Genomic DNA, 13,278 nt, shown 5'->3' with positions numbered 1-13,278 from the left:
AAGCGCGTGCGCGGTCACATATCCACGGTCATCGACAGGAGATATGTGCGTGGTGCTCCCAGGAAGAATGTTCCGAACGAAGCCACGCTGGACCAGTAACTCTCACCGGTCACGTTCTGGATGTTTGCGCGGAAAACCGTCTTCTTGCCGTTGATCGCGGTGGTGTAGCGAGCGCCGAGGTCGAGCCGCGTCCACTCGGGAATCGGCTGCTTGTTCGCGGCGTCGACGAACTGCCTGCCCGTGTAGATCACTGCTCCATTCACGGTAAGCCCCCTCATCCACGGGAGGTCCCACTCCGCGCCGATATTGGCCTGTATGTTCGGAACGCCGATCGGCGTGTTGCCCACATTGGCCGCGACGGCGGTCTTCGTCAGGGTGCCGTCCAGCAGCGAGACACCTCCGAGGACACGAACATCCGGCAAGAGTTCGCCGTAGACGTTGAATTCGAGCCCGCGGACACGTTGCTCGCCCGTCGCCGCGAAGCGCCCAGCAGACGACTCGCCGCTCGCCTTCGATATCTCGAACGCGCTGAAGGTGGTCGCGATCCGGCCAAACTCCACCTTGATACCGGCCTCGTACTGCTTGGCGATGTAGGGCTGCAGCACTTCACCGAAATTGGACGTACCCTGAGGGGCAATGTCGCCCCGCGCGAGACCTTCGACATAGTTCGCGTAGAGGGAGACGTTGTCCTGGGGACGGACGACCAGGCCGACCACCGGGGTGACCGCGCTCTTGTCATAGGACGACGTCGGTGTCCCGACATTGGAGGAATAGTTGTTCGCCTCGATGCCCTGGCGGCGGACGCCCAAAGTCAACAGGACGCGCTCATCGAGCACGGACAAGGTGTCGGCAATCGAAAGCCCGGTAAGCTCGCTGTCCGAGAGCCGAGGGCGGTCGCTGATCTCGTTCGCGAACTGCGTCGGCGCGACGGTCGGGCTGTAGATGTTCGAGGTGACCAGACTGCCATTGGTGAGCCGCCGGTGCAGCGCGTCGTGATAGACCGAGGCCTGGAAGGCGACGGCATGGTGGACGAAGCCGGTATCGAAGCGGGCGCGAACACCGCCATCATATGTAGTTCGATCGATGCTGAGGCCGAAGTACTGGGGCGTCGAGGTCGTATTGCCGCTCGTGTTGACAATGGTCGGAAGACCGAAGAACCGCTCGACGTTGGTCTTGGAGCCGCCGACATCCGCGAACAGCGTGACCTGCTCGGTGAGATCGTACTCCGTCCGCAGCAAGGCAGACTGGTCGTTGATGCGCGACCATTCCCAGGGCTGGGTCACGTTCAGCTTGCCGTCCGGCGCCTTCGGCACCTGCAGGCCGGGAGCCATCAGAAAGGGACGTGACGGCGCGTCGAACCGATCGGTCTGGGCGATGAGATAGAGCCAGGACCTGAACCGTTCGCCCTGATAGTCGAGCGCCAGCGATCCGACACCTGTCGTCTCGGACTGGCGGTCGATGGGCGTGTCGCCGCCGCGGACGCTTCCGCTGGCGCGTACGCCCCATTTCTTGCCATCGCCATAGCGCCTCGCAACATCCCAGTGACCGCCGAAACGTGCGGTCGAGCCGTAGCTCGCGGTCAAGCGGGTCAAATCCTCTTCCGCGCGCTTGGGCACGACATTGATGACGCCGCCAACACCGCCATTGGGCGCCATGCCCGAGAGCGCGGCCGAGGGACCCCTGAGCACTTCGATGCGCTCGACGTAGTCCGTGAAGATCCGATATGTCGGCGCGATTCCGTAAAGGCCCTCGAAGGCGAACTCACCGTTATTGCCTTCGTTGATCGGGAAGCCGCGTATGTTGAAGGAGTCGACGATACCGCCCGTCGGGTGGGAACTTCGCACGGAGGGATCGAGGATCAGGGCATCCGCACCCGTTGCCGCCTGTTGATCCCGAATGAACTTGTCCGTGTAGCTCGTCACGCTGAAGGGTGACTTCATGGTGTTGGTATTTCCGAGCATCCCCAGTCGCGCGCCTTGAGCGACCTGCCCGCCGGCAAATGGCGGGACGACAGCCGGTTGCGATTGCACTGCGACCGTCGGGGCTTGCGGGGCGCGCCGTGAGGTCGATCGGACCCGCGCGTCGTTTCGCCTGGTTGGCGCACGGCGAACCGACTGTTGCGTCGGAGCTTCGACGGTCACGGGCGGAAGGGAGCTGCCGCCCTGAGGCGTTTGGGATTGAGCAGGCGATTCGAACCACGTCAGCCACGCCACACCACCCAGCAGCGCCGCACCAAAGCGAGCTACCGTCTTATCCCCACCCGCACGTCGCATTCCAGAAAGTCCTTCATCAATAGCGCGCAGCCCGCCGTGAAGCGGCTTCCGCGTTTGGCCAGCAACGACCATGGATCGAAGAGCAGCTCTTCGTATCCGAGCTCGGCCGGCAAGCATGGCCCGTCAATCAGTTGCTCTGCAGACGCGCACGCGCGTTTGCTGCCTTCGTCTTGGCGGCAACATCCGAATGTCAGCGATCTGCATCGCTTCTTTAAGAAGACGCCATCGTGACGGCAACGCAAATGCGTGCGCTGCGGCTTAGAATGCCTCGATCATCGCCAACTGGGAGGAGAATGTCTGGAACGATTCAAATACGCTTTGGATGATTCCAGATCGGTGCGGTCAAGATGCCGCGGGAAGGCTTGCTCGGAGTGCGCTCGTCAGGAACGCCTCGGCATCATCACTTCGTTGCCGTGGCCTTTATCGCGACGACATCTGCCGCTGACACGCTCTATCTCAGCGAAATCATGATCTGGCTGATGTTGGCCGCAAGCTCCAGGCCCGCTTTCGGCCCCTGCATCACGATCGTCACCCCCTTCTCGTTGCGCAGGTGGACGCCGCTGATGCCTCCAACCAAAGCGAAGCCGCCGCCGACGGAGCTGTAGGTGCCGGCGAAGTCGCCGACCTCGCGGATACCCGAGGCCCAGCCGTCGAGCCGGCCGATCGTCGCGCCGGCGGTGATGCCGAAGCTCATGCCCGTAATTTTGAAGGGATACTTATTGCCCCGATAGGTCAGCACACCGCTTCCAGCGCCACCGCCGACAAGGAGACCCGCCTTGACGATCTTGGCACGCACGTGACCGGCGGCTTGCGCGAATGACGGCGTAGCCGGCACTGCGAAGCCCATCACCAGCACCAGCACCATCATCGCAATCAGGCGACATAGGCGCAGCGGCGATGCCATGATCCGTTCAAGGCTTTGCGGCATCGACTTTCTTCCAAGTCTGGTCGGGATCGAACAAGGTCGTGCGCGGCGCGATGAATTCGGTTCTCGTCCCCAAATCCTTCTCGTAAACGGTGCCGGCATGGTTCACCACGAACGTCATCACACCGGAATTGCCGTACTCGGCGGGCCAGGCGATCAGCCCGAAGCCGCCGATCATCTTGCCCTTGACGACATAATTGAGCGCGCCGCCGGGCGCGTCGGAACCTTGCCCCTTCAGGATGCGGAAGTAATAGCCGTGATAGGGCGCGAGCCTTTCGCCCGGCTTGTAGCCCTCGGCTGAAGCCTCCGCGACGAGGGGACCGAGCGGACTGGGGTCACTGTCGTCGCGCCAGAACAGACCGTCCTTCTTGCCTGACGTCGAGAGGAAGCGCTGTGCGTAGATGCCGGCGCCCTCGCCGCGATCCTTGTCGGCATATTCATTCTGCGCGTCGACATAGGCGAGCGCGGTCTGGATCGCGTCGAGCTCGTTACGGCCGATGCGGCGGCGCAGCACTTCGATCCGTCCCTCGTCAGTGTCGAACTCCCAGCCTGCCTTGGTGTTGACGAGGGGAATCGGGAACGGGAAATCGTCAGGCCCGAGCACCAGCGTCGCCCTCTTGTTGCCCTCCGCCTTGACCGAGTGCTTGGCGTCGTACATCGAGACGAAGCGGGCGCGGATATCGGCGTCGGCGACTTCGTCGCCCGACGAGACGATGTCATCACCCGCCCTTCCGAGCACTTTCAGAACGTCACGAGGACCGCTCCTGGCCGCCGCCGCGAGTGCCGAGGCGGCATCCTCCGGCGTCGGATAAGATTGCTGGGCTCGGGCCGTGGTGACGAGAGCCAGTGCCACGATGCCCGGCAGAGCGGCGCGACGAAGCAACTTCAAGCCGGTCATGGCAAGTCCTCCGCAGGGATCTTCGCGCCATTGGCGAGCCAGTCACCGTAGGATCGGAATCTCAATCCGAGCTTGTCGTAGTAGACCCGCAGATAGCCATCGCTGCCGCGCGTGACAGCATCGGGCGCCACCCGCTCGACCTCCTGCGCCATCACGCCGACATAGCTCTTGTCGCTGCCGATATAGCTGAAGCGGTAGTAGCCGAGGCCGCTTGCGAGATGGCCGAGCAGGACGACATCGTGCTTCAGTGCGATGTCGGAACGCCGGCCACCGCCGCCGCCTCCGCGGCCGCCACCACCAAAGCCACCTCCGCCGCCGCGCATCGCCATTCCGCCACCTCCGCCGCGGCCAGCCATGCTTGGTCCGCCGCCACCACCGCGCGGCATGCTCGCCATGCTGGATCTTCCGCGCGCAGATGCTGCGGCTGCCGACCGGCCGGAGGAGACGTTCATCGCGCCGCCGCGATTGCCGCCACCGCCGCGGTTGGCCGCACCGCCGCTGGGGCGGCTGGCGGCCTTCGCACGATCGCCGCCACCCTTGGCCCGGTCGCCTCCGCCCTTGGCACGATCCCCGGCACCAGCGCGATCACCACCGCCCGGCCGATCGCCGCGATTGCCGGCACGGTCACCCGCTCGATCGCCGGCTCGATCACCAGCACGATCGCCCGCACGATCACCCGCGCGATCTCCCGCGCGATCTCCTGCACGATCGCCTGTCCGATCTCCTGCGCCCTGATTGGGTCGCAGCACCTGATTGCCGTCACGACCTCGGAAATCCATCCGATCCGACACGCCCGCCTTCAGGTTGTTGTTGCCAAAGCGCTGCTGAACATTGCTGTTGTTATAGCGCACGCCCTGGCGATGCGCCGGATTGTGCTGCCAGCCGTTACCGATGTTGGTGGTGCGATGATTGACGTAGACGTTGCGGTTGCCCCAATTGCAGCCGCCGCCCCAGTAATTGCCCCAGCGCCCGATCGCCCAGGCGGTGCCGAAGGCGAGGCCGGCCGCGACCACGCCGGCACCGATATAGGACGGGTAGCCCCAATAATACGGCGGATACTCCGCATAGGGCCAGCTGCCATAGACCGTCGCCGGATCGTAATATGGCACGTACATCGCCGAGGGGTCGGCCTGCTGGATCACGACGACCTGCTTGCCTTCCTGCGACTGGACACTGACCTTCTGCTGCTTGGTCGTGACCAGCTTCCTGTTGTCATAGGCCTTGTTGCGCAGGCGCTGGATCGCATCCATCACGTCGGGCTGCTGGGCGAGAAAGGCATCACCGAGCTTCTTGGTCCATTCGAGCTGGTCGCTCATCATGGTCAACACATCGGCGGTGCTGGCCAGCGCCTTGACGCTGTCGTCCCAGGCCTGCTTCTCGACCTCCGTCTTCAGCGCATCGCCCTTCAGGGTCTTGCGCTCCTTCAGCCAGCGGTCGGCCTGCACCACCTCCAACGGATAGGTTGAGGCGGCGAGCACATTGGCAAGAAGCTCGTCCGGATAGAGCGCGATCGGCGCTACCAGGGCCTCGAGCTGCTCCGGCTTCAGAAGCTCGGCGGTCGGCGCAGGCGGAGGAGCCGGCTGCGCTTGCGGAGACGGGGCCGCAGGCGTCGTGTTGGTTTGCGCCGTTGCGGCGAACGATGTCGCCATGACGAGCGCAAGCGCCATCAGGGTCTTGCCGCAGCGAAACATTGCATCCTCCCTTGCACTTCCAGGGTGGGACGATCGGGCCGGGGAGCAGACGTTTGTTGATCGAGATCAACGAAACGAGGCCCTCGTGGCTGCTGCAGCGCGAGAGCAAACTGTCATTCAACCAGCCCGGCATCCATCCGGAGCCGGCGCGGCGCCCTCAGTCCAGGGGCATTGGCGGCTCGCTACATCGTCTGTCAGCGGATGATCGGAAGCTGGATCGTGAACAGCGCCCCGCCCGCAGGCTGGTTCGCCGCGGCGATCGTGCCGTGATGGGCCTCGATGATGGTTTTGGCGATCGCGAGCCCCATGCCCATGCCCTGAGGCTTGGTCGTGAAGAACGGATCGAACACGTCGGCGAGGTCGGAGGCGGCAATCCCGGGACCAGTATCGGAGACCCGGATCTCCGCTGCATTGCCGACGCGCTGGGTCGAGACGTTGACCTGGCGCTTTCCGGGATCGGCGTCGAAGATCGCATCCATCGCGTTGATGACGAGGTTGAGAACGACCTGCTGAAGCTGGATCGGATCACCTCTGACATGCAGGTCAGCCAAAGCGGGCGTGTAGATCAATGTGATCCGGCGTCCGCCGGCGACAGCCCGCACAAGGCCGATCGCTTCGCGGACCATATCGTTGAGCTCGATGTCCTTGACCTCGAACGGTGTCTTTTTCAGAATACTGCGTAGCCTGCGGATGACTTCGCTCGCCCGCTGATCATCACGCCTGATGTCCGCGAGGATCTGCCGGATCTCGTCGATGTCGGGCGAAGCGGCCTTGAGCATGAGCTCCGCGGTCTCGGCGTTGGTCAGGATGGAGCCGAGCGGCTGGTTCAGCTCATGGGCGATCGACGTGGTCAACTCGCCAACGGCCGAATAGCGGTTGGCGTGAGCGAGCTCGGCCAGACGCTGGCGTGACTCGACTTCGGCGACCTGGCGCCGACGCCGCTCATGCAGCATCCCGCTGATCAGGCCGGCCTGCACCAGAATCACGGACGCGATCAGCAGCATCTGCCAACGATAGCGCTCCCAGATGCTCTGTTCGCGAAACACGATTTCGCTGCCGGGAGGCAAACGGCTCTCGCTGATGCCCCAGTGCTGCAATTGGCGCCAATCATATCTCGGCGCGGCGAATCCGATCGGATCGTAACTGATGCTCGCTGGTTTCGCGCCGCCGAGAATGCCAATCGCGGCACTGACGGTCCGGGAGCTCGTTTCCGCGATCATATGCATCGGTCCCCCGACGGTGCCGTCACCGAAGAACGGCTCCTGGTAGGAGAAGATCGGGGCATTCGCGGCCGCGTACAGGCTGCGCAAGGCGATGTCGCTCTCGTGGACGACCCCGGCCGCATCGACCGACATCAGTCCCCAGAACAGCGCGGTGTGCGGCGGCAGCCTTGATGCGCGTTTCAGGATTTCCTCGAATGACAGGTCCGAGTACCAGACCAGCTCAATCCCTTCTCCCAAAGGTTGCAGTTCCCGCTTCACCTCCTCTACCCAGAACTTCTCGAGCGGCGATGCGCCGATCACGACCGCAATCGACTTGGTGTCCGGCAGAACCTGAAGGATGTTGCCGAACGCGGCCATGAAATCGTTGCGGATCGCCACGACGACGTCGTTGTCGCTGAGATCGGCGCGATTGATCAGCCGATGCTCGACCGCGGAGAAAATCAATGGCACATCAGGGAACAGTCTTCCGCGGTATTTCTGCGCAAACCGGGCCGCCGGCGCGCCGATGCTCAATACGATGTCGGGCATCGCTCCGTGGTACAGCGACTGCAGATAGTCGACGAAAGGCGCCTCGGGACCAGGATTATTGAAGCGCGCGGTGAGCAGCGCGTGCTCCTGGATGTCGAGCGGCCAGGGCGATTGCCGTTCGAGCTTGGCCTTGATATCGCGCGCATACTCGCTCCACGGCCGAAAATCACGGCCGAAAGAATGCAATATCAGGACGCGCTTCAGCTCGCCGCGGAGGCTCCGCTCGACTGCACCAACTCGCCCGGCTGACAGGCACACGGTGAAAAGCAGCGCGAGACAGAGTAGCGCCGCCACGGCCCTCGGCCTGACCTTGGAGATGGACGTGGGCCCGCTCATGCTCCATCCTTGCAGCTCCAGCAACTGCTGTCGCGGCAATTCTAGCGGGAATTGTACCGCTGCGACAGGCCCGGGGCGGCTTCACAGCTCAATGCCCGCTCAGCACCAGCGTCTGGATCGGCAGCAGGAGCGCCTGGATGCGCAGCAGCAGGGCATGCACCAGGCCGACGCCGTCGACGACATGCAGCGCGATCTTCCGGCTGGTCGAAGTCCCCTTGGCCGAGATTTCCTCGTGGTTGCTGGTGTAGGCATTGACGACGCAGCTACTGCCCGGCGTCACGCCATCGATGCCACCCTTGTAAAGCGGCTCCAGGAACACCAGGATGGTGCCGGGGCGGACTGCGTTCTGCGGATCGACCAATTGCTCCCCGGATCGGAATTGTCCGGCAGCGATGTAGTCCTGGACTGACGTGATCACCATGGGGATGATCACCCATGGCCTGGAGATGCAGGTCGCTTCCGCCACCATGCCCTCTTTCATCACCTGTGCCTCGATCTGGCCGAACCCGGCCTGGAGCACCTTGCGGCCGGCCCCCTCCGGGATGAGAACGCCTGCGGGCCGCATGAGTTGATTGACGACGTCGCCGGGACGGATCAGGAATTGCTCGACCCGCCCATCGACACCGGCGCGGACGAAGGTCTTGTCGATATCTACCTGGGCCTGGTCGAGCGCGGCCTCCGCGCTGGCCTTCTGCGCCGGCAGCAGGATGGAGATCTGCATCGATACGGATTGCTTCGCGGCAGTCGCGGCATCGATCCCGGACTGACGTTGATCGACCAAAACCTGGAGCTTGTCGATATCACGCTGCGGGACGATGCCCGGATTGCGGCGCTGCAGCTCGGTCTTGACCTCGAGCTCGTCCTTGGCCTGCTGGTAGTTCGCCTTCGCTTCCCCGATCTGTGCCTCGGCCTTGACCACGTCGGCCTGCGCCGTCTGCATGGCGGCATCGACCTCCGCGACCTTCCGCTTGGCGGTTTCGAACGCGGCCTGCTGTTTCGATGCGTCGAGCGTGAACAGCACGTCGCCCTTCTTCACCGGCGCGCTGAAGCCGACCTTGACCTCGGCAACGCGGCCGGAGCCTTCCGGCAGGATCGGCACAGTGCGGAAATAGAGCGTCGCCGATGACGTCGTCGGATGGAAATAGAAGATCATGGTGATCAGCGACACCGTCAGCATCAGGCAGCCGGTGATGCCCCAGCGCAACTCGTACCAGATCGAGAAGAAGGTGATCTCCTTGCCGAAACGCTTGCCCTGGGCGTAGCGGCGGTAAAGATAGTCCGGCAGGATCGTCAGCAGCGAGCAGAACATCAGCTCAAACATGGCTGTGCTCCTTCTTTGCGGCTTCCGGCTTCTGTTCGGGAGGCGTCGCGGCCTCTGTCCGGATCTCTTCGCCACCGGCGGCAGGCGCTGCCTCTGCAATCTTCTCGACCGACCCGGCGATGCTGCGCAGCGGCGTGCCGAAATCGGGAAGATCGATCAACGCGAGCAGGAGGCCTGCGACCCAGAAGATGTGCATATGCGTGAACAACGAGATCAGGCCGAGCACCGCGACGAACTCGAACTGCAGTTTTTGCGATTTGTGCGCCATCCGCTCGGGCAGGCTGTGCAGCTTCCAATAGAGCGTACCGACCCAGAGCACGGTGCCGATCAGGAACAGCCCCATCACGACCATCAGCGTATCAGTCCCGCTCCCCGGCGCCAGATAAAACGGCAGATGGTGCGGAGCCATCGGATGAAGCTGGTCGCTCAAGGCGTCTCTCCCGATCAAATGCGCATGTGCGATATTGTGTTCGGGCTGGCCGCGGTTTGCTTGATTTGAATCAAGGGAACATCCTCCGCCGGACCTAGCGTTTCCTGGATGCTGATTGGATAACCACCAGGAGCCGCCAGCCATGCCCGGCCTCGACGATCTCATCCCCAACGCCGCTCAGATTCGGAAGGAAGCCGCTCTCAAGGAGGCCGAGAAGGCCGAGGAGTATGTCCGCCTCGCCGCCGCGGTCGAAGCCGAGAAGCGCGCGCTGATCGAGCGGCTCAGCAAACCCTCCGGCAAGAGCGAGGAGGAGAAGATCAAACTCGCCTCGACCATCATCCAGCGTGCGGTGCGAAACGGCCTGACGGAGGTGCTGGTCTATCGCTTCCCCAACTCGCTTTGCACCGACAAGGGGCGCGCCATCAACCAGATGGAAAAGGGCTGGGAGACCACGCTGACCGGCATCCCCAAGGAGATCTTCCAGCTCTGGACCGATTATCTGAAGCCGCGCGGCTATCGCATCGCCTACCAGATCATCGATTTCCCCGGCGGTGTGCCGGGCGATATCGGCGTGACCATTTCCTGGGACGATTGATCCTCCGGACGACGACGAGCGCAGCAGCGAGAGGACCGGCATGGCCAAGGACGGGACCGCGGAGAAGATGAAGCGGAAGGACTATGAGAAGGAGCTGGGGAAGCTCCAGGTCGAGCTGTGTCACCTCCAGGACTACGTGCGGGAGAATAAGCTCCGGGTCATCGTGCTGTTCGAAGGCCGGGACGCAGCCGGCAAGGGCGGCACGATCAAGGCGATTACCGAGAAGGTCAGCCCGCGCGTGTTTCGTGTGGTCGCCCTGCCCGCGCCGTCAGATCGCGAGAAGACGCAAATGTTCTTCCAGCGCTACATGGAGAAATTTCCGGCCGGCGGCGAGATCGTGATCTTCGACCGGAGCTGGTACAACCGCGCGGGCGTCGAATATGTCATGGGCTTCTGCACTCCCGCCGAGCACGAGCGCTTCCTCTCGCTGTGTCCGCAGATGGAGAAATACGTCATCGACGGCGGCATCATCCTGATCAAGATCTGGCTCGAGGTCGGCATGGACGAGCAGGAGCGCCGCTTCAATGCCCGCATTGACGATCCCGTCCGGCAATGGAAGCTCAGCCCGATGGATCTGGAATCCTATCGGCGGTGGTACGACTATTCGCGGGCGCGCGACCTGATGCTGAAGAAGACGAGCACGAAGGACGCACCCTGGTATATCATCCGCTCCGACGACAAGCGGAAGGCGCGGCTGAACTGCATCGCTCACCTTCTGGGCGGCATCCCCTACAAGCGCATCAAGAAGGACAAGATCAAGCTGCCGAAGCGTTCCGACAAGGGACGCTACAACGACCAGACCAGCCTGAAGGGGATGAATTTCGTCGCCGAGCGATATTGAGACGCGAGCGGGCTGCGCTGCCGCAGCCCGTCGTCTCGTCTGGATCACTTGAGGCGGATCGTGACGCCGCCGACCGCCGCCGATACTTCCGCGCCGACCCTCGGACCGCTGAGCTGGAGGATCACGCCGTTGGCGTTCTGCAGCTGAACGGCACCGGCGCCCGCGGCCACGGCTCCGCCCGCTCCGCCCACGGCGTAAGAGCCTTCGATGGATGCTGGTCCCTTCAGATTGAGCGCCCGGCCGACGAACTTGGTCGTCGATGCCCCGACCGTGAGGCCAACGCTCATGCCGGAGACGGTGAAGGGATATTTCTTGCCCCGGAGGAGCAGAACGCCCTCGCCGCCCCCGACGCCGACGATGAAGCCGCCCTTGGTGAAGACGACGGCGACCTCGCCGGTCTCGGCACGCGACGGCGTGCTGAGACCGGTCAGGGCCGCAATCGAGGCAACCAGGGCGACGCCAACGGCAAGTGTCTTCATGACTTTCTTCCCCCTTTTGATCATTGCGCAAGGATCATTGCGAAGTAGCCGAACACGGTGAGCAAGATGCCCGAGACGGCATAGCCGACCGGGAATCCGATCCACGGCACGGAACTCTGGATCTCGACCGCGGCCTCACGGCACGGACCGGAGTGCGACCGCGCGCCGGCAACGCCGCCCATCAGCACGGCCGGGTTGATCTTGAAGACGTGGAAGCCGATCGCCCAGACGATGAACGGCGGGATCGTGCAGGCAATGAAGCCGACGAGGAATATCTTCAAGGCGACTGCACCCGTGAGCTGCGACAGCAGCCCCGCGCCGGCATTGACGCCAACGATGGCGACGAAGACCACGAGGCCGAGATCCTCCAGCACGTTGCGCGCCGCGTTCGGCGTGTTGCCGAAGAAGCGCAGACGCGACACGACCGACGACACGATCACACCCGACAGCAACAGACCGCCCGCGTTGCCGAGGCCGATCTTGGCACCGAACGCCGGGAATTCGATCTTGCCGATCAGGAAGCCGATGATCATCCCGACCGCCAACGTCAGCAGATCGGTCGAGGTGTTGGACCGGGCGATCCGGCCCCACATCTCGCCGAGCTCGTTGACGGCAGACTTCAAGCCGACCACGGAGACGATGTCCATCCGCTCCAGCTTGGTTTTGAGACCGGCCGGAATCTGCACACCGCCGCGCTCGACCTTGGTGACCTGCAGCTGGCCGGCGATCGCGGTGTCACGGAAGGACTCGAAGGTGCGCCCCACCATCTCCTTGTTGGTGATGAGGATGTCCGCCTGGTCCATGGGAATGCCGAGTGTCTTGGCATCCGAGACCTCCGGACCGATCAGGCCCATCTTCTCGGTGAGGTGCTCGGTCGAGCCGCCGAGGGCGACGATGTCGCCCTTCTGCAGCACGAGGTCGGCATCCGCGCCTTGCGGCTCGCCGTTCCGCCCGACGTTGACGATCCGGTATTCCGGATTTATCGAGCGGAACTTCGCGATGCTCATACCGACCGTCGCCGGGTTCTCCAGCCGGTAGGCCCGCAAACCGAACTGGCGATAGCCGGTCAGGCCGCCGCCTTCGAGATCCTTGACGCCGAATTCCCGCTCGTACTGCTTCGCGGCGGCCTTGGCATCGACGCCCCACCAGCGCGGCAGGTATTTGCAGATCAGGATGATGCCGACGGTGCCCCAGATGTAGGTGATGCCGTAGGACAGCGCGATCATGCCTGAGGCATCCTCAGGCTTCATTCCCTCGGGCAGCTTGACGACGCCCGACGTGATGGCCTGCTCGGCCGAGCCGATCGCCGCCGACATGGTCTGCGATCCCGCCAACATGCCGCCGGCTGCGCCTGGCGGGAGAGAGAACATCTTGGCGCCGATCACCACTAGCGCGAGCCCGATAACGCTCGATACCACCGCGAGGATGCAGAACTTCAGGCCGTCGCCCTTCAGGCTGTTGATGAAGGACGGCCCGACACGCAACCCGACGCCATACATGAAGAGATAGTAGAACAGACTCTTGGCGAAATTGTTCAGCTCGAGCTTCACGCCGTAGGTCGACGCCCACACCGAGACGCCGGCGCCGACCACGATGGCGCCGGCAACCATGCCGAGGCCATACCCCTTGATGCTGGCCCGACCGATATAGACGGCGAGGCCGACGACAAAGAACAGCAGCAGGTACGGATTCTGCTGCAGGAAGGTGAAAAACGCCTGCATGTTGGTCCCCTCCAAGA

11 protein-coding genes are annotated in these 13,278 nt (G+C 63.5%); 2 read left to right on the top strand and 9 right to left on the bottom strand.

Annotated elements, in window-relative coordinates:
• Positions 1–14: 14 nt before the first annotated feature.
• From XI04_RS05540 to XI04_RS05510, 7 genes are all read right to left on the bottom strand, one after another.
• Positions 15–1,940 (bottom strand): TonB-dependent receptor, encoded by a 1,926-nt coding sequence (locus XI04_RS05540; protein ID WP_271611374.1) that lies wholly within the window; start codon positions 1,938–1,940, stop codon positions 15–17.
• Positions 1,941–2,724: 784 nt separating this feature from the next.
• Positions 2,725–3,201 carry a hypothetical protein gene (locus XI04_RS05535; RefSeq protein ID WP_152103178.1) on the bottom strand — a complete coding sequence of 159 codons (477 nt, stop codon included), beginning with the start codon at positions 3,199–3,201 and terminating at the stop codon, positions 2,725–2,727.
• A complete protein-coding gene (locus XI04_RS05530; RefSeq protein WP_271608127.1) occupies positions 3,185–4,096 on the bottom strand; it encodes a DUF2950 domain-containing protein in 912 nt (303 codons plus the stop codon). Before XI04_RS05530 ends, XI04_RS05535 begins: the two co-directional genes overlap by 17 nt.
• A complete protein-coding gene (locus tag XI04_RS05525; RefSeq protein ID WP_271608128.1) occupies positions 4,093–5,787 on the bottom strand; it encodes a DUF3300 domain-containing protein in 1,695 nt (564 codons plus the stop codon). The genes XI04_RS05530 and XI04_RS05525 overlap by 4 nt, the downstream gene beginning before the upstream one ends.
• 194 nt (positions 5,788–5,981) lie before the next feature.
• Positions 5,982–7,874 carry a sensor histidine kinase gene (locus XI04_RS05520; RefSeq protein WP_038970471.1) on the bottom strand — a complete coding sequence of 631 codons (1,893 nt, stop codon included), beginning with the start codon at positions 7,872–7,874 and terminating at the stop codon, positions 5,982–5,984.
• 88 nt (positions 7,875–7,962) lie between these two features.
• Complete coding sequence (locus XI04_RS05515; RefSeq protein ID WP_028142535.1) at positions 7,963–9,195, bottom strand: HlyD family secretion protein; 1,233 nt, start codon at positions 9,193–9,195, stop codon at positions 7,963–7,965.
• Positions 9,188–9,604 carry a hypothetical protein gene (locus tag XI04_RS05510; RefSeq protein ID WP_038970507.1) on the bottom strand — a complete coding sequence of 139 codons (417 nt, stop codon included), beginning with the start codon at positions 9,602–9,604 and terminating at the stop codon, positions 9,188–9,190. Before XI04_RS05510 ends, XI04_RS05515 begins: the two co-directional genes overlap by 8 nt.
• A gap of 163 nt (positions 9,605–9,767) precedes the next feature.
• Between XI04_RS05510 and XI04_RS05505 the strand changes: the two genes are divergently transcribed.
• Complete coding sequence (locus XI04_RS05505; RefSeq protein WP_028142533.1) at positions 9,768–10,220, top strand: hypothetical protein; 453 nt, start codon at positions 9,768–9,770, stop codon at positions 10,218–10,220.
• 40 nt (positions 10,221–10,260) lie between these two features.
• Entirely contained in the window at positions 10,261–11,061 is an 801-nt protein-coding gene (gene ppk2, locus XI04_RS05500) for a polyphosphate kinase 2 (RefSeq protein WP_095426541.1), read from the top strand.
• Between the two features lie 44 nt (positions 11,062–11,105).
• On the opposite strand, the gene XI04_RS05495 is transcribed toward ppk2, so the two are convergent.
• A complete protein-coding gene (locus tag XI04_RS05495) occupies positions 11,106–11,540 on the bottom strand; it encodes a hypothetical protein (RefSeq protein WP_028142531.1) in 435 nt (144 codons plus the stop codon).
• Between the two features lie 20 nt (positions 11,541–11,560).
• Complete coding sequence (locus XI04_RS05490; protein ID WP_028142530.1) at positions 11,561–13,261, bottom strand: aspartate:alanine exchanger family transporter; 1,701 nt, start codon at positions 13,259–13,261, stop codon at positions 11,561–11,563.
• Positions 13,262–13,278: the final 17 nt, after the last annotated feature.

It is taken from the genome of Bradyrhizobium sp. CCBAU 11430 (assembly GCF_028128855.1).
Taxonomy (GTDB): Bacteria; Pseudomonadota; Alphaproteobacteria; order Rhizobiales; family Xanthobacteraceae; genus Bradyrhizobium; species Bradyrhizobium ottawaense.
This window is presented reverse-complemented; position numbering and strand designations above follow the sequence as displayed.

What these genes read in the sequence shown, in the direction of transcription:
- XI04_RS05540 (WP_271611374.1), bottom strand. Translation starts at nt 1,940, where the DNA reads ATGAAGTCACCCTTCAGCGTGACGAGCTACACGGACAAGTTCATTCGG.
- XI04_RS05535 (WP_152103178.1), bottom strand. Translation starts at nt 3,201, where the DNA reads ATGCCGCAAAGCCTTGAACGGATCATGGCATCGCCGCTGCGCCTATGT.
- XI04_RS05530 (WP_271608127.1), bottom strand. Translation starts at nt 4,096, where the DNA reads ATGACCGGCTTGAAGTTGCTTCGTCGCGCCGCTCTGCCGGGCATCGTG.
- XI04_RS05525 (WP_271608128.1), bottom strand. Translation starts at nt 5,787, where the DNA reads ATGTTTCGCTGCGGCAAGACCCTGATGGCGCTTGCGCTCGTCATGGCG.
- XI04_RS05520 (WP_038970471.1), bottom strand. Translation starts at nt 7,874, where the DNA reads ATGAGCGGGCCCACGTCCATCTCCAAGGTCAGGCCGAGGGCCGTGGCG.
- XI04_RS05515 (WP_028142535.1), bottom strand. Translation starts at nt 9,195, where the DNA reads ATGTTTGAGCTGATGTTCTGCTCGCTGCTGACGATCCTGCCGGACTAT.
- XI04_RS05510 (WP_038970507.1), bottom strand. Translation starts at nt 9,604, where the DNA reads ATGGCTCCGCACCATCTGCCGTTTTATCTGGCGCCGGGGAGCGGGACT.
- XI04_RS05505 (WP_028142533.1), top strand. Translation starts at nt 9,768, where the DNA reads ATGCCCGGCCTCGACGATCTCATCCCCAACGCCGCTCAGATTCGGAAG.
- ppk2 (WP_095426541.1), top strand. Translation starts at nt 10,261, where the DNA reads ATGGCCAAGGACGGGACCGCGGAGAAGATGAAGCGGAAGGACTATGAG.
- XI04_RS05495 (WP_028142531.1), bottom strand. Translation starts at nt 11,540, where the DNA reads ATGAAGACACTTGCCGTTGGCGTCGCCCTGGTTGCCTCGATTGCGGCC.
- XI04_RS05490 (WP_028142530.1), bottom strand. Translation starts at nt 13,261, where the DNA reads ATGCAGGCGTTTTTCACCTTCCTGCAGCAGAATCCGTACCTGCTGCTG.